At 50.7% G+C, this 19,050-nt stretch carries 11 protein-coding genes; 3 read left to right on the plus strand and 8 right to left on the minus strand.

What is annotated here, in order from left to right:
* Positions 1-220: 220 nt before the first annotated feature.
* Positions 221-1,717 (plus strand): metalloprotease TldD, encoded by a 1,497-nt coding sequence (gene tldD / locus HMPREF3050_RS09980; RefSeq protein ID WP_210399933.1) that lies wholly within the window; start codon positions 221-223, stop codon positions 1,715-1,717.
* 304 nt (positions 1,718-2,021) lie between these two features.
* Here tldD and HMPREF3050_RS09985 read toward each other — a convergent pair whose 3' ends face one another.
* From HMPREF3050_RS09985 to minC, 4 genes are read right to left on the minus strand one after another with little or no spacing between them, the layout of a single operon-like run.
* On the minus strand, positions 2,022-2,942 hold the full coding sequence (locus HMPREF3050_RS09985) for a hydrogen peroxide-inducible genes activator (RefSeq protein WP_003762207.1): 921 nt from the start codon (positions 2,940-2,942) through the stop codon (positions 2,022-2,024).
* A gap of 3 nt (positions 2,943-2,945) precedes the next feature.
* Positions 2,946-3,221: a cell division topological specificity factor MinE gene (minE, locus tag HMPREF3050_RS09990; protein ID WP_003765670.1), complete on the minus strand. Its 276-nt coding sequence runs from the start codon at positions 3,219-3,221 to the stop codon at positions 2,946-2,948.
* 3 nt (positions 3,222-3,224) lie between these two features.
* Positions 3,225-4,040, minus strand: coding sequence for a septum site-determining protein MinD (minD, locus tag HMPREF3050_RS09995; protein WP_003762203.1), 816 nt, complete (start codon positions 4,038-4,040; stop codon positions 3,225-3,227).
* Between the two features lie 30 nt (positions 4,041-4,070).
* Positions 4,071-4,775, minus strand: coding sequence for a septum site-determining protein MinC (minC, locus tag HMPREF3050_RS10000; RefSeq protein ID WP_003762201.1), 705 nt, complete (start codon positions 4,773-4,775; stop codon positions 4,071-4,073).
* A gap of 637 nt (positions 4,776-5,412) precedes the next feature.
* On the opposite strand from minC, the gene HMPREF3050_RS10005 reads away from it, so the two are divergent.
* Complete coding sequence (locus HMPREF3050_RS10005; RefSeq protein ID WP_070774674.1) at positions 5,413-7,437, plus strand: OPT family oligopeptide transporter; 2,025 nt, start codon at positions 5,413-5,415, stop codon at positions 7,435-7,437.
* A gap of 406 nt (positions 7,438-7,843) precedes the next feature.
* Here the strand turns inward: HMPREF3050_RS10005 and HMPREF3050_RS10010 are convergent, their stop codons facing one another.
* The gene (locus HMPREF3050_RS10010; protein WP_070774667.1) at positions 7,844-8,989 is read right to left on the minus strand and encodes a hypothetical protein; all 1,146 of its coding nucleotides are present in this window, start codon (positions 8,987-8,989) and stop codon (positions 7,844-7,846) included.
* Positions 8,990-9,242: 253 nt separating this feature from the next.
* Here HMPREF3050_RS10010 and lysS point away from each other — a divergent pair, with 253 nt between their 5' ends.
* A complete protein-coding gene (lysS, locus tag HMPREF3050_RS10015; protein ID WP_070774668.1) occupies positions 9,243-10,754 on the plus strand; it encodes a lysine--tRNA ligase in 1,512 nt (503 codons plus the stop codon).
* A 69-nt stretch (positions 10,755-10,823) separates the two neighbouring features.
* On the opposite strand, the gene HMPREF3050_RS10020 is transcribed toward lysS, so the two are convergent.
* The 3 genes from HMPREF3050_RS10020 to HMPREF3050_RS10030 all read right to left on the minus strand — a co-directional run bounded on the left by HMPREF3050_RS10020 (position 10,824) and on the right by HMPREF3050_RS10030 (position 18,349).
* Positions 10,824-14,372 carry an AAA domain-containing protein gene (locus HMPREF3050_RS10020; RefSeq protein ID WP_070774669.1) on the minus strand — a complete coding sequence of 1,183 codons (3,549 nt, stop codon included), beginning with the start codon at positions 14,370-14,372 and terminating at the stop codon, positions 10,824-10,826.
* Between the two features lie 216 nt (positions 14,373-14,588).
* Positions 14,589-17,804 (minus strand): carbamoyl-phosphate synthase large subunit, encoded by a 3,216-nt coding sequence (carB, locus tag HMPREF3050_RS10025; RefSeq protein WP_070774670.1) that lies wholly within the window; start codon positions 17,802-17,804, stop codon positions 14,589-14,591.
* Between the two features lie 2 nt (positions 17,805-17,806).
* Positions 17,807-18,349, minus strand: coding sequence for a hypothetical protein (locus HMPREF3050_RS10030; protein ID WP_070603370.1), 543 nt, complete (start codon positions 18,347-18,349; stop codon positions 17,807-17,809).
* Between the last annotated feature and the right edge of the window lie 701 nt (positions 18,350-19,050).

The raw sequence follows: 19,050 nt of genomic DNA on the forward strand, positions 1-19,050 counted from the left end.
CCCCATCCTAACCTTCCCCCGCCGGACGGGGGGAGGGATAAGTTGCCGTTGCGGTAAACCGTAGCGTGGGCTTTGCCCGCGAAATCTGCCATAAGCGGTCCAAGTGTTCCGGTTCAATCTCAAGAAAACCGTAAGGCATGATGCAGCTTAGTCCGCCGCCTGTCAGGTCAGTACGGAAACTTGATTGCGCTTTTTATCTATTCGACTAGAACGAGAATAAATGCCGTATAATCAAGCCCCAAGTTTCCCCAGCCTTGAAGGTCGTCTGAAAACCATGCACTCAACTTACGCTACCGTACAGCGCGATTTGCTCGAAGCCAATCACCTTTCCCCTGAGCTGCTCGCCAAAAGCCTGAGCATCATCGGCGCGCATCACGTCGATTACGCCGACATTTACTGCCAGCGCACTGCTTTTGAAAGCTGGCATTTGGAAGAGGGCATCGTCAAATCGGGCAGTTTCCAAATCGATCAGGGTGTGGGCGTGCGCGCTGTTTCGGGCGAAAAAACCGCTTTTGCCTATGCGGACAGTTTGTGTATCGATTCGATCAACCGTTCCGCCCAAGCTGTCCGCGTCATCGGCGCGGCAGGCGGCGAAGCTTCTGTCAAAGTGCCGTCCGCTGTATACGGCAAATCCGTCCATGCGGTGCTGAATCCCATTATCGGTCTCGATTCCGCCGACAAAGTTGCCTTATTGAACAAAGTGGAAACGCTTGCCAAAGCCGCTGATCCGCGCATTGTGCAAGTGATGGCGGGGCTGACTTGCGAATACGACATGATTTACATCGCCCGCCTCGACGGCAGGCACGCCGCCGACATCCGTCCGATGGTGCGCCTGAACGTTACCGTCATCGCCAAACAGGGCGGCCGGCGCGAACAGGGTAGCGCGGGCGGCGGCGGTCGCTACGACTTGGCTTATTTTGATGAAACTTTGGTGCGGCAGTTTGTCGATTCCGCCGTCAAACAAGCCCTGATTAATCTCGAATCCCGCCCCGCACCCGCAGGCGAAATGACCGTTGTCTTGGGCAATGGCTGGCCGGGCGTGTTGCTGCATGAAGCCGTCGGACACGGTTTGGAAGGAGATTTCAACCGCAAAGAAACCAGTGTCTTTTCAGGCAGAATCGGCGAGCGCGTTGCCGCCAAAGGCGTTACCGTCGTTGATCAGGGCGACATTGCCGACAGGCGCGGTTCGCTCAATATCGACGATGAAGGTAACGAAACACGCCGCACCGTATTGATTGAAGACGGCATCTTGGTCGGCTATATGCAGGACGAAACCAACGCCCGCCTGATGGGTACGCAATCCACCGGCAACGGCCGCCGCGAAAGCTACGCCTCCGCCCCTATGCCGCGCATGACCAATACCTTCATGGAAAACGGCGGCTACGAACCCGACGAAATTATCGCGTCCATCGACAAAGGCATTTACGCCGTCAATTTCGGCGGCGGACAGGTGGACATCACCAGCGGCAAATTCGTCTTCAGCGCATCCGAAGCGTGGTGGGTCGAAGGCGGCAAACTGCAATATCCTGTCAAAGGCGCGACCATCATCGGCAACGGGCCTGAAGTATTGAAACATGTTTCCATGATAGGCAACGATACCGCGTTGGACAGCGGTGTCGGTGTGTGTGGCAAAGACGGGCAAAGCGTTCCTGTCGGCGTCGGACAACCGACCTTGCGGATTGATTCGGGACTGACCGTCGGCGGTAGCGAGATTTAAGGCAATTAAAAATAAAACGTCGTCTGAAAACTGTATTTAGGGTTTTCAGACGACGTTTCGTATTAGATGGTAGGCTTATCGATTGGAAACTGTTGAGTCCTTACCCTGCTCAAGTTCGCAGGAAACCATGTTTTAAGGCATTAAAGCACAAGTTTATCTGATCGAACGTTCTACGCAATCTTCGGTTTATCCATCTGCTGAGACACAAAAAACAAGCCGCCGAAAGAAATCGGCGGCTTGTTGAATATCATCACAATTGAAAGCTCTGTGCATGATTTCATCGATGCCCGGTATTCAATGTGCTTTACTCTTGGACAAAAGTAACGCCGTGAAGATGGGAATTGAGGATGGCGGTCCGTAAGGCAGTCAATGCTTTGGGGCGGACGAAGTTCCGACGGTATGCCAAAACGACGCGGCGGTGCGGTACGGAGCCTGAAAACGGGATGATACTGAACAGCAAATGGTCGTTTTCAGTCAGTGCGGTAGCGGGCATGACGCTGATGGCGAGACCGCTGGCAACCATGTGGCGGATGGTGTTGATGGAGCTGCCTTGCAGGGTGTTGGTCAGACCTTGGATTTTCTGCTTGGCGGCCAGCTCGGAGCAGCTTGATAAGACCTGATCGCGCATACAGTTGCCTTCCGTCAGCAACAAGACCTGCTCTTCGCTCAACATCTGCGGCGTAACGGCATCGAGTTCTTCGAAATGGTGTCCTTTGGGGACGATGACGAAAAAAGGCTCGTCATACAGCGGCTCGGTGACGATGCCCGGCTCTTGGAAGGGTTCTGCGACTACAATGGCATCGACGTCGCCGCGCTTGAGCGATTCGGTCAGGATGTGCGTGTAGTTTTCTTCAAGCATCAGGGGCATTTTCGGCGCGGTTTCGCGCAGGGAAATGATGAGCTTGGGCAGAAGGTAAGGGGCGACGGTAAAAATCAGACCGAGTTTGAATGCGCCTTCCAATTCGTTTTGCTCTTCGCTGGCAAGGTGCTTGATCAGCTCGGCTTCTTCTAACACGCGGCGGGCTTGGGCAACGATGCGCTCGCCCGCTTCGGTGGTGATGATGTCGTTGCTGCTGCGGTCAAACAGGGATACCGACAGCTCTTCTTCCAGCTTTTTGATGGCGATGGAAAGGGTGGGCTGGCTGACAAAGCAGCGACGCGCGGCACGTCCGAAATGACGTTCCTGCGCGACAGCTACGATGTAACGCAATTCGGTCAAGGTCATGTGTTAAGCCTTTTTCTGTTCCGTTTTTTGTTCAGGCAGGGTGATGTTCAATTCGAGAACGTCCATACCGTCCTGCTTTTCTTGGGAAATGCGGATGTCGTCCAGGGAAACGTTGACGTATTTGGACAATACTTCCAGCAATTCTTTGCGCAGGGTCGGCAGGTAATCGGGCGCTTGACCTTCTTGCGCGCGCTCTTGGGCAATGATGATTTGCAGGCGGTCGCGTGCAACGGCGGCGGTTTTCGGTTTTCTGCCGAACAACATATCCATTAATGACATGACTTAGCCTCCGAACAGCCGTTTGAAGAAGCCTTTTTTCTCGGCTTCGAGGAAACGCATTTCACGGTTTTCACCCAAGAGGCGCGCAATGACGTCTTTGTAGGCTTCTGCGGCAGTTGCGCTGTCTTGGTGGATGACGGGTTCGCCGGCATTGGACGCTTGCAGGACGTTTTGCGATTCGGGAATGACGCCGATGAGCGGGATGCGCAAGATGTCGCAAATGTCTTGTACGGACAGCATTTCGCCTTTGTTGACGCGCTCGGGCGAGTAGCGGGTAATCAGCAGGTGTTCTTTGACCGTGCCGCCTTGTTCGGCTTTGCGGGATTTGCTTTGCAGGATGCCCAAGATACGGTCGGAGTCACGGACGCTGGATACTTCGGGGTTGGTGGTGACGATGGCTTCGTCGGCGAAGTAGAGCGCCATCAATGCGCCTTGTTCGATACCGGCGGGGGAGTCGCAGATGATGTATTCGAATCCCATTTTGTCACTGCTCAATTCCTGCATGACTTTCTCAACGCCTTCACGGGTCAGCGCGTCTTTGTCGCGGGTTTGCGATGCGGGCAGGATGAAGAGGTTTTCGCAGTTTTTGTCTTTAATCAGAGCCTGGGTGAGCGTGGCTTCGCCTTGGATAACGTTAACCAGGTCGTAAACGACGCGTCGTTCGCAACCCATAATCAGGTCGAGGTTGCGCAAGCCGACGTCAAAGTCGATGACGGCTGTTTTGTGGCCGCGCAGAGCCAGTCCGGTTGCGATACTGGCGCTGGTCGTGGTTTTGCCTACGCCGCCTTTGCCTGAAGTTACTACGATGATTTTTGTCACGATGTTTCCTTTATCAAATGCTTGGAATGGTTAATCTGTGTCGATTGCGCTGATAACCAGGCGGTTGTCTTGCAATGAAACCTGTACGGCTTTTTTGTGCAGGTGGTCGGGCAGGTCTTGTTCGAAATTGCGGTAGATGCCCGCTACGGAGACCAGTTCCGCCTGCATGGAGTGGATGAAGATGCGCGCGTTGGTGTTGCCTTTCGCGCCTGCCAGAGCCCTGCCGCGCATGGGCGCATAAATATGAATGTTTCCGTCGGCAATGAGTTCCGCACCTTGGCTGACGATGCCGGTCACGATAAGGTCGCCGTTTTCCGCGTAAACCTGTTGTCCGGTGCGGACGGGGGTGCTGATGAGGACGGTCGGGTTGCTGATGACCGTTGCCTGAACGGGTGCAGGCTCTTGGTTGATTTTGGGCTGTTGCGGCTCGGATTTGTCGCTACGGCTGAAAACCAAATGGTAACGTGCTGCGAAGGATGCCCAATATTCGCTTTCGTGGCGCAGCCCCAGAATCTGCATGCCGTAACGGGCGAAAAGGGAAATCATGGAACCGATGTCCAATGACTCGGGATGGTCAAAATCCTGCACATCCAAAACGAAGGGGACGACATCCAATTCTTGGTATTGACCGGCGCGTTGGCGCAAAAATTCTTCCAGTTCGGTCAAGTCTGCGGTATGCAGGTGAATAGCCAGCACGTCAAGCCGGGCTGACTTTATGTCGAAGGCGGGTTTCATAATAGTGAGTAAATCATAAAATTTTTTAATTGTATAAGTTTACCGTGTAAATCTTGGCTATTCAATCCGTTTGGGCCGTCTGAAGTGAAATTTCCTGTATCTATCAGGTTGAAATCACGGCTGGAACGAGATTGCAAGCTGATTGCAAGGTTTTGTCATGAAATGACGTTATCTTTAAAGTTGTTTGAAGTGGCGTAAAAGCGACAACAGGTCGTCTGAAATCCGGAGCAGGCTCTGAATCTGAACGATCCGTCAATGGGAGGAACAGATTTTTTTATATAAGGACGGTCGGTCATTGAAGGAATAAATGGTGGGATTTGGAGGTTTTTTAGGGTTGGGTGAGGCGATTTGAGCCGCTAAGGTCGTCTGAAAATGCGGCCACCGGTTTCAGACGACCTTTTATAGTGGATTAAAATAAAAATGAGACAAGGCGGCAACGCCCGCCGTGTACGGGTAGTACATAAGGGCGTTGGCAACACCGTATCATTGCAATTTTAATCCACTATACTTTTCCGCTTTCTTTGCACATTTTTTGTCTAACTTGACATTTCCTTGCCACCGCAACACCATAAAGGCAGATTCGGCAGCCGGTTCGAGCCTGCCGTCGTGTTTTTTATCAACCGAAAGGCTATCCACGATGACACAATCCACCCACGATCCTTACGCGGATTACCGCGAGCTGACGCTTCGGGGCATGATACTCGGTGCGCTGATTACCGTGATCTTTACCGCGTCAAACGTTTATCTCGGTTTGAAAGTCGGTCTGACCTTTGCTTCGTCGATTCCGGCTGCGGTGATTTCGATGGCGGTTTTGAAGTTTTTCAAAGACAGCAATATTTTGGAAAACAATATGGTGCAGACGCAGGCTTCGGCGGCGGGTACGCTTTCGAGCATCATCTTCGTCCTGCCCGGTTTGCTGATGGCGGGCTACTGGAGCGGTTTCCCGTTTTGGCAGACTGCGCTGTTGTGTATGGCGGGCGGGATTTTGGGGGTGATTTTCACCATTCCGCTGCGTTACGCGATGGTGGTGAAAAGCGAGTTGCCTTATCCCGAAGGCGTGGCGGCGGCGGAGATTTTGAAAGTCGGCAGCCACGAGGAAGAGGAAGGTCGTCAGGGCGGCAGCGGCATTAAAGAGCTGGCGGCTGGCGGCGCGTTGGCGGGCTTTATGAGCTTTTGTGCCAACGGTTTGCGCGTGATTGCCGACAGTGCGAGTTATTGGTTCAAAAGCGGCACGGCGATTTTCCAACTGCCGATGGGTTTTTCGATGGCATTGTTGGGCGCGGGCTATTTGGTCGGTCTGACGGGCGGTATCGCCATCCTGCTGGGTATTTCGATTGCTTGGGGCATTGCCGTGCCGTATTTTTCATCGCACATTCCGCAGCCTGCCGATATGGAAATGGCGGCGTTTGCGATGAAGCTGTGGAAGGAAAAAGTACGCTTTATCGGCGCGGGTACCATCGGTATCGCGGCGGTTTGGACGCTTTTGATGCTGCTCAAGCCGGTGGTGGAAGGTCTGAGAATGTCGTTCAAGAGTTTCGGCGGCGGCGCGCCTGCGGCGGAACGTACAGAACAGGATTTATCGCCTAAGACCATGATTTTCTGGGTGTTGTCCATGATGTTGGTGTTGGGCGTATCGTTTTATCACTTTATCGGCGATTCGCACATTACAGGCGGCATGGCCTGGCTTTTGGTGGTCGTTTGTACGCTTTTGGCTTCCATCATCGGCTTCTTGGTCGCCGCCGCCTGCGGTTATATGGCGGGTTTGGTCGGCTCGTCTTCCAGCCCGATTTCCGGCGTGGGCATGGTTTCCATCGTCATCATTTCGCTGGTGTTGTTGGTCGTGGGAGAATCCGGCAGCTTGATGGCGGATGAAGCCAACCGCAAATTTTTGCTGGCTCTGACCTTGTTCTGCGGCTCGGCAGTAATTTGCGTGGCTTCGATTTCCAACGACAACCTGCAAGACTTGAAAACCGGCTACCTGCTCAAAGCAACGCCTTGGAGACAACAGATTGCGTTGATTATCGGCTGTATCGTCGGCGCATTCGTCATCTCGCCCGTGTTGGAACTGCTCTACGAAGCCTACGGCTTTACCGGTGCAATGCCGCGCGAAGGCATGGACGCGGCACAGGCCTTGGCGGCTCCGCAAGCGACTTTGATGACGACCATCGCGTCGGGTATTTTCGCCCACAACCTTGAATGGGCGTACATCTTCACCGGTATCGCGATCGGCGCGGTGTTGATCGTCGTCGATTTGGTGTTGAAAAAATCGTCCGGCGGCAAACGCGCACTGCCTGTCCTCGCAGTCGGCATGGGCATCTACCTGCCCCCGTCCGTCACTATGCCCATCGTGATCGGCGCAGTGTTGGCGGCGGTGTTGAAACACATCATCGGCAAGAAAGCGGAAAATCGTGAAGGTCGTCTGAAAAACGCCGAACGTATCGGCACCTTGTTCTCCGCCGGTTTGATTGTCGGCGAAAGCCTGGTTGGCGTCGTGATGGCATTCATCATCGTCTTCTCCGTGACCAACGGCGGCTCTGACGCCCCGCTTGCGCTGGGTCTGGAAAACTGGGAAACCACCGCATCTTGGCTGGGACTGGCGTTCTTCATCACAAGCATGGTGTTCTTCGCCCAACGCGTGTTGAAAGCAGGGCGCGTCAAGTAAGTCGGGTTTGAAAATAAAGAGGTCGTCTGAAAACTGGGGATTCAGGTTTTCAGACGACCTTGTTTTTATCTGCGGTCTACTCCCCTTACATCTGGTAGGAGAGGGCTGGGGAGAGGGTGGTTCTACGGGTTGAACGAATTTGATTTGACCTAAAACCATAGAACCAACCCTATCCTAACCTTCCTCCGCCGGACGGGGCAGGGATAAGTTGCCGTCGCAGCAACGAGTAGCGTGGGTTTTACCCACGAAATGAGTGAAAACGTGACCATCCAATTTAGATTGTCAGAAGATAGATTTCGCGGGCAAAGCCCACGCTACAAACTGGCGAGGATTAAATAAAAGGTTGTCTGAAAACTCAACTTTCAAGTTTTCAGACGACCTTTTGTGCCATGACAAGATAGTCGGCTTATGCTACTGAATTTTGATGAATCAGGCAGCCCATATAGAGATTACCGTCTTTCTGCCAGCCGAACAATTGGTTTTGCTGGTCGCTGTTTTCAGCCATTAAGCCCAAAGTCAGCCAGTGGCTTTCTCGCGGAAGTTGACCTGTATAGGGTTCGGGCGTGTGTATCAGGGGTAGGTCGAAATTATCGTTCCAGCTGACACCTGCTTGGCGAAGTTTGCCGACGTATTGCTGCGTATCCTTAGGAGGCGCGGTAAACCAGGCGGCATGGACGGTACGGTTTTTCAAAGCGTAATCGGCGTAATGTCCAAACGCTTTGTTTTGTGCCGTTTCATCGGACAAGGAGATGGCAATCGGGCGCTGCAAAACGGCTTTGACGGGCAATTTATTCTGTTTGGTGGCATAAGGCGAGGCAAACACCAGCCAAGTTGCGTTTTCCGTAAACTCGGCATCTGAAGCGTCTTCGTTCAGCCATGCCGAAAAAATCACATGGATGCCTTCAAACTGACGGTTTTCCACCCAATCGCCCATCAAACTTTCGCCATCGGACAAAGGCTTGATGGTCGCGCGGACACCCGCCATTTCGGCGATTTCTTCAAATTTTTGCTGCCAGTTCAAATACGCTTCTTCATCCGGCGCATCGATGTGCAGGGTCACAGGCTGCCGATACTCCGCCAATTCGCTTAATTTTTGGTAAAAATGTTCGGCAACGTAAGGATAGCCGCTGCGCCACAGATCTTCGTCTTCATCACGCGGAAACAGAAAGAGATCGGCATTTCGTCCACCCGACGCTTGGGTAATGACGCCCGGCAGCGACAAGGGTTCGGGCAGGATGGTATGCGAATCGACCAACACGATGCTTCTTTGCGCCCAATCCGTCCATTTTTTGCGGATATTTGATTTTTCGGTTTCCCAAGCATCTGCGGCCGCGCTGCGGTTCATCGACAAGATAAAGCGGTACAGTAAAGCCGCGCCCCAAACGCCAACAGGTATCAACAGATAAAACGGGCTGATTTTCAGCCACAACACAACAATCAACGCCGCAATGAAAAGCAAAGCCAATACCGTCAGCCATACCCAAGGGGTATTCCACTTGCTGTTTTTGCGGGCGACGATGGTATCGGGGATATCAGGAATAGACCAGTACATAACCTTCAGATATTGATTTGAAATAAATGGAATGAGTATAACAGCAAAAAAGCCAAATGTTTTTCCAAACTTGATTTCAGGTATCTTTTTCCCACCAAACGGATTGACCGAAACCCCTGTCCGATGTTTTTCAGACGACCTTTTGAGCCGGATAGAAAAAAACACCGACATCGCGTAAAATATGCGCAAATTTTGTGATTCAATCAGGTCGTCTGAAACAGATTGCGCCTGATTTATTTTTCCGGAAAACACCATGAGCGAACAAAACAATCCGCAAACCGAGCCGCAGTTGGACGAAAACCAAATCATCGTCCTGCGCCGCGAAAAACTGCACAACATCCGCCAACAGCGCATTGCCTATCCCAACGACTTCAAGCGCGACAGCTTTGCCGCCGATTTGCATGCCCAATACGGCGAAATCAGCAAAGAAGAACTCGACCCGCAAGCCATCCCCGTCAAAATTGCCGGACGTATGATGCTGAAGCGTCAAATGGGCAAGGCGAGTTTTGCCACCATTCAAGACGTGACCGGTCAAATCCAGCTTTATCTGAACAACAAAGGCGTGAGTCAGGAAGTTTTGGATGATTTCAATCATTGGGACTTGGGCGACATCGTCGGCGCGGAAGGCACTTTGTTCAAAACCAACCACGGCGAATTGACCGTGCGCGTGTCCGACATCCGCCTGCTGTCCAAATCCCTGCGCCCGCTGCCCGATAAACACAAAGGCTTGAGCGATCAGGAAACCAAATACCGCCAACGCTACGTCGATTTGATTGCCAATGAAGAGTCGCGCAATACGTTTATCAAACGCAGCCAAATCATCCAATCCGTGCGTAATTTCATGGTGAACGAGCATTATCTCGAAGTCGAAACCCCGATGATGCACCCGATTCCCGGCGGTGCGACGGCGAAGCCTTTCGTTACCCACCACAACGCTTTGGACATCCCGCTTTACCTGCGCATTGCGCCCGAGCTGTATCTGAAACGCTTGGTGGTCGGCGGTTTGGAACGCGTGTTTGAAATCAACCGCAGCTTCCGCAACGAAGGCATGTCGGTACGCCACAACCCCGAATTCACCATGATTGAATTCTACGAAGCCTTCTCCGACTACGAACGTATGATGCAGATGGCGGAAGACATCATCCGCAACGCATCGCGCACGGTAAACGGTACGGCGAAAATCAGCTACAACGGCAAAGAAGTCGATTTAGAAAGCCCGTTCGAACGCCTGACCATTCTCGAAGCCATCAAAAAATACAATCCGCACTACACTGACGAGCAGTTGAACGATGCGGAGTGGCTGAAAAAAGAAATCGTCAAACACGGCGAAAGCCTGCCGCCGTCCCCCGGCATCGGCAGCCTGCAACTTGCCCTGTTTGAAGGTTGCGCCGAGGGCAAACTGTGGAACCCGACCTTCATCGTCGATTACCCGGTCGAAGTTTCCCCGTTGGCACGAGCTTCGGATACGAAACAAGGTTTGACCGAGCGTTTCGAATTGTTCGTTGTCGGCCGCGAACTGGCAAACGGCTATTCCGAGTTGAACGACCCCGAAGACCAAGCCGAACGCTTCAAATCACAAGTAGCGCAAAAAGACGCCGGCGACGACGAAGCCATGCACTATGATGCCGACTACATCCGCGCGATGGAATTCGGCCTGCCGCCGACAGGCGGTTGCGGCATCGGCATCGACCGCCTGGTGATGCTGCTGACCGATTCGCAAACCATCCGCGACGTGATTCTGTTCCCGCAGATGCGTCCCGAATAAGGTAGGCAGATAATAAAGAAAAGGTCGTCTGAAAACCGGAAAATTGGTTTTCAGACGACCTTAACATCTTTATTGGGTGGTATTTATACTCATTTTTTGGAACATTGTTTTTAATTCGCGGCATTTTCTACTGATGTTTTCCCCTTTCAATAGGATGGATGCTTCGTAGCTGTGGTGGTTATTTTCAGAATCTCGAACGGCAGAGAGCCAGTTGAATGAACCTTCGATTAAGACATAGTCTGCTTCGTTATTTTCAAAGATAACGGTTTTAGAATGAATGCCGTGTATTTCCCTGACAATAACGTTCCATTCAGTCAGTTTGTCTCTGGCTTGTTGTGCAGAGGGTTTCCATTGTCCGTGCTCATGAGTAAAGCGACGGTCACAATAGACGATGACTTTCACTTTTCTGCTTGTTGCATCTTGGAAGTTTTGTGCTAAAGGACTTACGGCATTAATTGAGAGAAACGGAGAAACAATCACGATTTCCTTTTCTGCTGCACATCTAGTAAGCGCTGCTTTTAAGATTTCATCATGTCTTTGTGTGGTATTGATGTGCTCGTAAAATGCATTATGGTAATAGAATGTTTTTTTGTTACCATTATTCTGCTTACCCAAAAAATCATAAAGAAAACTGTTGTCCAATTCCGAATCGGGGTTTTCTGTCAGCCAAGCGTGCAGATTGCCTAAAGGCGTATTGCGAGTTTGGCGCAACATATTCATATTGCCAAATAAGACAAAATAATCTTTAGCACGCGAAACTGCGACGTTCAACATATTGTAGTTCCTGTTGAGGAAATACTGCGGGTTTCCTGGCGAAAGGACGGTCGAAAACAGTACGACAAATCTTTCTGCTCCCTGTAGGGCATGAACGGTACCGACTGTAATTTCAGCGTAGTCTTTGTTGCGTTTTCTTAAGGCTGTTTTGATGGCGGCAACCTGCGGTTTGTATGGTGTGACGACAGCAATAATTTCTACTAGAGAATTGTCTTCTCCGTTTTTGCCATATTTTTTGCAAAGTTCCTGTGCATGTCTGTGTATCCATTCGGCAATTGCTTCGGCTTCCAATCGGTTACAGTAACTTTTTCCAAAACGTTCGGAGTGGTAGTCGATATGGATATAGCATCGGCTGGTTTTGGTAAAGCTTAGGTTGGCAGAAGGTGTGTCGCCACGCATTGGTTTTAGGCTTCCTTTGTAGACATACTCGTTGCTGTAAGAAATCAGACTGTCCCGGCAGCGACGGTGTTCAGTAAGTAGTAGGCCGTTCATCACTATACCGTTTGAAGATTGTTTTCTATAGACGCAGGAATTTTGAGCCATTTTCATAATTGCTCCCGAACTGCTGAGCCGCCCTTGCGTACTATGAAAATTCCAGCATTCTTCGTCGCCTTTGAGGATGTATTGATATAGCACACCGTCCATTTCGGGAGTAACCGACCATACGGGTTCGATTTGTTCTGTATCACCAACAACCAAGGCAGTTTTTGCCAGTGAAAATGTTGGGACGGCAATATCAGGAGCAACTTGTCCTGCTTCATCGATAATCAGATAGTCGTATAAAGCATAATAAGGTTTGGCCTTTATCGCATTCTTACTGTCAAAATATTGGCTGTATTTTGGGGCAGAGTGGAAGGTGGAAATGAATAATGGTGTTAGGCAAGCGAAACGCTGCATATTGTTTTTGTAGGCTTGACTGCCAAATTCGGAATCATTTTTTTTCATTTTAGTAATTTTTTCCTGCCTATTCCGCAGATGTTCCAAATAATCTGCTTCCCGATAATGCAGTGCCAACCAAAATGCCTGATGGCGGTAGGAAATATCTAAACGAATGTTCAAGTCCGCGACAGCAGATAGGTTCCGGTATTCTCCTCCCGTTTTTTTATGCAAGCTTTCCAGTTTGTCTGAGAATCTGCTATTCCATTCTGTGAGAAATGCGGCGTGTCCATCAATTGTTTTAGCGCATTCCACGTTCAAACGATTTAAGTTTTCTCGTTTATCTGACAGTTCCTGTTTTGTGCAGAAAAGCTGGGTAAGTTTTAAATTGGTTTTTGTGCAGATATTTGGATAATCCGACCAATTGGTAACTAGGTCGTCTGCAATGCTATACTGGGCTGCGAGACGTTGGAACAATGTTTTTCGGGAGTCTTTTGCTTTTGCTAAGAACGGCATCAGTTTGTAAAACCAGGGGAGATTTTTTCTTTGAAGACAGATCTCATGTAAAAATGTTTTGTAGTTTGTTATAGCTGTATCTGTTTTTTCAGATAACTGTTTGAGGGAAAGATCAGCATCACTAAAACAGTTACCTCCATATTCGGTACAAAGCTGTGCCAAGTGTTTGGTCAGTTCGTCGGAAAGGGCAAGGTTGTCTATTGCTTCTCTTGTTTTATTACATAGGTAGGTAACCTTATTTTTTAGTAGGGATTTGGCTTCAGTGATATTTTTAGGTTTGTTTTCAAGATAATTTGCTGCTTTCTCGAGAAATGATTTCTCTAATTCATGCACGGGGGTTTTTTCATAATCGGCAAAAAAACCGGTTGTCTGATTTTTTTCTTTTAAGCCGTGCATGAGATAATTACTTTTATCTTGTCCGGACATATAAAGTCCCAGCGATGGGACATCCGGAAGCCAGCGTGAGGTCAGCAAATCGGATTCTTCAGGTAGAGAGAAACCGTTTAAAATATTCGTAATCGCTTGGTTATTGGTTGAACTGGCCAAAATTAGAGGCGGTGGCTCGTTATTCAATACACTCTGCACTGCCAGATTGGCAATAACTGACTGTAACAACGTGGTTTTGCCCGTTCCTGGTGGTCCATTTACTGCCAAAATATCCCCTGTTTGGCTGTCGGTAAATGCACGCAGAGCTATTCGTTGTGAAGTGGCAAGCGGAAATTCTCCGCTGAACTGCCCAATGTGATTGGTGTTGAACCAAACAGCATGATCGTCAGGGTAAGGCTGTTTTTCGGTTTGAGGACAAAGGAGCTTGTTTAAGAGTGGATGATTATTGGTAAGCTCGTCTTTGTCAGTCAAAAAATCATACAATTTTAAAATATTGTTGCTGAGATTACGTAAAGGCATCAGCTCTACGTAAACTGATTTTTCGGAAAAACTGTTAAATTCTTCAAATGATTTTTCTGATACTTCTTTGAAAACTCTTTCACATTTTTCCCAATATTCAGACCAAGAATTTGTATCAAATTTTTCTTGTTCTAACGCTTTAGTCGCATTTCTTTCTGAACCTATGGCATAAAAATTAGATGGATTTGGGGTCAAACAGTCCCGTATGAAAAAAGGTGTTTTAGGACGATTGTTCCAATTCATGGATATAGAAAGCCTACCTTCCCTGTCTATCAGCGCAGGAATCCAAAATAAGCAAATTGATTCATTTTTCTGTTGCTGCATTTCTACAGTAAGCGGAGATTGTGCCGGACATAGGAGAATTTCGATTTTTGAGGTGCTTTTCCCTTTTCCATTTTCCAACCATAGTTCATTAGCGAGGTTTTTCCCAATAGTGTCTATATCCTTGTAGCTTTCCACCTTAAAAGGGTTGTGTGAAATTTCTATGGGTCGGATATCTGAGTAAAGCAGGGTGCTTTTCCAATATCTCAGCCAGTTTTGTAGCATGGTGGTTTCTTTCTAATGAATACGCTAATTTTGAACGAAGTGGTTTAAGTTTAAACCAGTACCCTCGCCACCTTGCCTAATTTAGCCTTAATACGCTATATCGATAAATATGCTTCATAAGGAAACTGTCTCTTTCGGCAGGCAATATATAAGGTCGTCTGAAAGATAAGCCTTATTTTCAGACGACCTTTTGTTCAAGCTAAACCCGATTCAGATTCAGCCTCTGTTTTTCAACCGTCCATGCAATTCCTGCACGCTGTACACGCCCAAGTGGTCGCGGCTTTTTGCGCCTTCGCTCATGGCTTCGCCGCCGGCCACGGTAGTGTATTGCGGCACGCGTTGGGTAAGGGAGGTGCGGCGGATGCTGTGGCTGTCGGCGATGGATTGCGCCGAGCTGCTGACGGTGTTCACCACCAGCGCGATTTCGCCGTTTTTAATCGCGTCCACGATGTGCGGGCGGCCTTCCTGTACTTTGTTCACCGCTTGCACGATGATGCCGTGCTCTTTCAAGTATTCGGCGGTGCCGCGTGTGGCGCAGACGCCGTAGCCGAGGGCTTGGAAGTTTTGCGCGGTTTTGACGATGAGCGGTTTGTCTTCGTCGCGTACGGCGAGGAAGATTTTGCCGGTCGGGTTCAGACGTTCTCCTGCGCCGAGTTGGGCTTTGTAGTAGGCTTCGCCGAAGCTTGCGCCCACGCCCATCACTTCGCCGGTGGAGCGCATTTCCGGGCCGAGGATGGTGTCCACGCCGGGGAATTTAATGAAGGGGAACACGGCTTCTTTAACGGCATAGAAATCGGGGACGACTTCTTTTTCCACGCCTTGCTCTTGCAGGGAAATGCCTGCCATGCAGCGTGCGCCGACTTTGGCGAGCGGCACGCCGGTGGCTTTGGAGACGAAGGGAGCGGTACGGCTGGCGCGCGGGTTCACTTCCAACACGAACACCACGCCGTCCTGCACGGCAAACTGTACGTTCATCAGACCGACCACGCCCAGCGCGTAGGCCATGGCTTTGGTTTGGCGGCGGATTTCGTCTTGGATTTCTTCGCTGAGCGAGTAGGGCGGCAGCGAGCAGCCGGAGTCGCCGGAGTGGATGCCTGCCTGTTCGACGTGCTGCATGATGCCGCCGATAACCACGTCTTTGCCGTCTGAAACGCAGTCCACATCGACTTCAATCGCGTTGTTCAGGAAGAAATCGAGCAACACGGGGCTGTCTTCGGATACCTGCACGGCTTCGCGCATGTATTTTTGCAGCTCTTCGGCGGAGTGGACGACCTGCATGGCGCGGCCGCCGAGGACGTAAGACGGGCGCACGACCAGCGGATAGCCGATTTCTTCGGCTTTGACCAGCGCTTCTTCTTCGTTGTGGGCGATGCGGTTGGGCGGTTGGCGCAGGCCTAAGTCGTTCAACACTTTTTGGAAACGTTCGCGGTCTTCGGCGGCGTCGATGCTGTCGGCGGATGTACCGATAATGTTTACGCCGTTTTCAACCAATGCGTTGGCGAGTTTCAGCGGGGTTTGACCGCCGTAATGCACAATCACGCCCCACGGGTTTTCGGTGCGGACGATTTCCAACACGTCTTCCAGCGTCAGCGGCTCGAAATACAGGCGGTCGCTGGTGTCGAAGTCGGTGGACACGGTTTCGGGGTTGCAGTTGACCATGATGGTTTCAAAGCCCGATTCGCGCAGGGCGAGCGCGGCGTGAACGCAGCAGTAGTCAAACTCGATGCCCTGACCGATGCGGTTCGGGCCGCCGCCGAGAATCATCACTTTTTTACGGTCGGAAGGACGCGCTTCGCATTCTTCTTCGTAAGTGGAATAGAGGTAGGCGGTTTCGGTGGCGAACTCGGCGGCGCAGGTATCGACGCGTTTATAGACGGGATGCAGCTTCAGCGCGTAGCGGTGTTCGCGCACTTCTTTTTCTTTTACGCCCAAAAGCTGCGCGATGCGTTTGTCGGAAAAGCCTTTGCGTTTCAGACGACGTAGGGCGGCGAAATCCAAATCTTGCAGGCAGCCTGCACTTACCTGCTGCTCTTCTTTCACCAAGTCTTCGATTTGCGCCAAGAACCAAGGGTCGATGGCGCAGATTTCGTGGATTTCTTCCAGCGTGAAGCCCGCGCGGAACGCGTCTGCCACAAAGAGCATACGCTCAGGGCCTGGGTTCGCCAGTTCGCGGCGGATTTCCGCTTTGTCTTCGCTGCGCGGATTGAAGCCGCACAAGCCCGTTTCCAAGCCGCGCAGGGCTTTTTGGAAGCTTTCCTGAATCGTGCGGCCCATCGCCATCACTTCGCCCACCGATTTCATCTGCGTGGTCAGGCGGTCGTCTGCGGCGGGGAATTTTTCAAACGCAAAACGCGGGATTTTGGTGACGACATAGTCGATGGACGGCTCGAACGACGCAGGCGTGCGGCCGCCGGTGATGTCGTTGCGCAACTCGTCCAGCGTAAAGCCGACAGCCAGCTTCGCCGCCACTTTCGCAATCGGGAAACCCGTCGCTTTGGACGCCAGCGCGGACGAACGGCTCACGCGCGGGTTCATTTCAATCACAATCATCTCGCCGTTTTCAGGGTTCACCGCAAACTGCACGTTCGAGCCGCCCGTGTCCACGCCGATTTCGCGCAATACTGCCAACGAAGCATTACGCATGATTTGGTATTCTTTGTCCGTCAGCGTTTGCGCCGGCGCAACCGTAATCGAGTCACCCGTATGCACGCCCATCGGGTCGAAGTTTTCAATCGAGCAAATAATGATGCAGTTGTCGGCCTTATCGCGCACCACTTCCATCTCGTACTCTTTCCAGCCGAGCACGGACTGCTCAATCAACAGCTCATGCGTGGGCGACGCATCGAAACCGCGTTCGCAAATCGCCAAAAACTCGTCTTTGTTGTAGGCAATGCCGCCGCCCGAACCGCCCATCGTGAAAGACGGACGAATCAGCGTCGGAAAGCCGACCTGTTCCTGCGCCGCCAAAGCTTCGTTCATCGTGTGGCAGACAAAAGATTTCGGGCAGGAAAGGCCGATTTTCTCCATCGCCTCCTTAAAGCGGCCGCGGTCTTCCGCCTTATCGATCGCGTCTTCCGTCGCGCCGATCAGCTCGACATTGTATTTCGCCAGCACGCCGTTGCGCGCCAAATCCAGCGCACAGTTCAGCGCGGTCTGACCACCCATCGTGGGCAGAATCGCATCAGGCCGCTCCTTGGCGATAATCTTCTCCACCGTCTGCCACATAATCGGCTCGATGTAGGTAACATCCGCCATTTCAGGGTCGGTCATAATCGTGGCGGGGTTGGAATTCACCAGAATGACTTTATAGCCTTCTTCACGCAAAGCCTTACAGGCCTGTGCGCCCGAATAGTCAAATTCGCAGGCCTGACCGATAACGATAGGGCCGGCGCCGATGATAAGGATGGATTTTAGGTCGGTACGTTTGGGCATGGTTATTTACCTTTTTCAGAATCAGATAACGTATAGCAATTAGTGTTTGTTAATAATGAAATGTATTGGTTTCGCTGATTTTCACGTTGTTGAATGTCATAATCAGATAGGGATTTGTAAGATGAGTAACGACCATAACCCTGATCTAATTCTTCGTTTATTTGCTTTAGTTTGTTCTGCCAAATTATGCGATCGTTTTTACAGTCATTGTATGCTTTAGCAATAATATTATCCTTATCTATTTGTTCATGAAGATTCTTATTTGCGTCTGCAAATCTTTTGTTTGCTTGGATACATTCATTATATGACTTTTTATCTACAAAATGCTTGGTAATTTCATTAACTGTATAAGCACTATTTTTATAATTAACTATTTCGGTTTCTAGAGTTTTGATTTTTTCTTCTAATGCTTTAGGGTATTCTGTTAAGTATCTATTCATACTAACAAAGCAAATACCACCACCCACAGACAATCCAATTAGGAATGCTGCAATTGTTTTTCTGGATTCAGTAATTTGATTAATTTCATTTGTAGTGATAGACATAAATTTCTAAATGGTTAATGTGGATTGATCAAGCGTAGGTTAGTTTGAGTAAGCCGTAGCCCACATGTAGAGTGTGTGTGTGCGGTACGCACGCACGCGTTCTCCATTTTCCCTGCAACCCCAACCCACCGCGTGCGTGCCTTGCGGCACACACCTTACCGATGGGTTCAAAGGTCGTCTGAAAAAATGCTCGCGGCGTTTGTTCCATCTGCCTTGCGATAAAGGCTACCTGAAAAATTCCTGCTGTTGATATTTCGGGCATTCTTTTTTCAGACGGCCTGCAACGCTTAAATTCGCTGCAACCTGCTCCCTCCCCCGTGGGGGAGGGCTGGGGAGAGGGCATTCTCCCAAATCGCGGCAATCTTTCCCAACACCCTAACCGCCCAAATACAAGCCTTGCGGCTTGTTGCCCTCTCTCTAGCTCTCTCCCACAGGAGAGAGGACGGGGCGGCTATTGGGGTTAAGAATTCTGCAAGGAAACCGGTTGTGTAGGCTGCTTTTTACTTTTCAGAGACCTGAAATCAACGGCTGTAAACCCAAGCTGCTTCTCAAACTGCCTGCAACCGCAAAACCTGCTGCAATCCGCCCCCTCCCCTGTGGGGGAGGGCTGGGGAGAGGGCATCTCCCGAATTGCAGCAATCTTTCCCAACGCCCTAACCGCCCAAACACAAGCCTTGCGGCTTGTTGCCCTCTCTCTAGCT

The organism is Neisseria sp. HMSC065D04 (assembly GCF_001815675.1).
Lineage (GTDB): Bacteria > Pseudomonadota > Gammaproteobacteria > Burkholderiales > Neisseriaceae > Neisseria.

Bases quoted from the DNA above. Each gene is read 5' to 3' on its own strand.
- minC (WP_003762201.1), bottom strand. From the start codon at position 4,775: ATGAAACCCGCCTTCGACATAAAGTCAGCCCGGCTTGACGTGCTGGCT.
- tldD (WP_210399933.1), top strand. From the start codon at position 221: ATGCCGTATAATCAAGCCCCAAGTTTCCCCAGCCTTGAAGGTCGTCTG.
- lysS (WP_070774668.1), top strand. From the start codon at position 9,243: ATGAGCGAACAAAACAATCCGCAAACCGAGCCGCAGTTGGACGAAAAC.
- HMPREF3050_RS10005 (WP_070774674.1), top strand. From the start codon at position 5,413: ATGACACAATCCACCCACGATCCTTACGCGGATTACCGCGAGCTGACG.
- HMPREF3050_RS10030 (WP_070603370.1), bottom strand. From the start codon at position 18,349: ATGTCTATCACTACAAATGAAATTAATCAAATTACTGAATCCAGAAAA.
- HMPREF3050_RS10020 (WP_070774669.1), bottom strand. From the start codon at position 14,372: ATGCTACAAAACTGGCTGAGATATTGGAAAAGCACCCTGCTTTACTCA.
- minE (WP_003765670.1), bottom strand. From the start codon at position 3,221: ATGTCATTAATGGATATGTTGTTCGGCAGAAAACCGAAAACCGCCGCC.
- carB (WP_070774670.1), bottom strand. From the start codon at position 17,804: ATGCCCAAACGTACCGACCTAAAATCCATCCTTATCATCGGCGCCGGC.
- HMPREF3050_RS09985 (WP_003762207.1), bottom strand. From the start codon at position 2,942: ATGACCTTGACCGAATTGCGTTACATCGTAGCTGTCGCGCAGGAACGT.
- HMPREF3050_RS10010 (WP_070774667.1), bottom strand. From the start codon at position 8,989: ATGTACTGGTCTATTCCTGATATCCCCGATACCATCGTCGCCCGCAAA.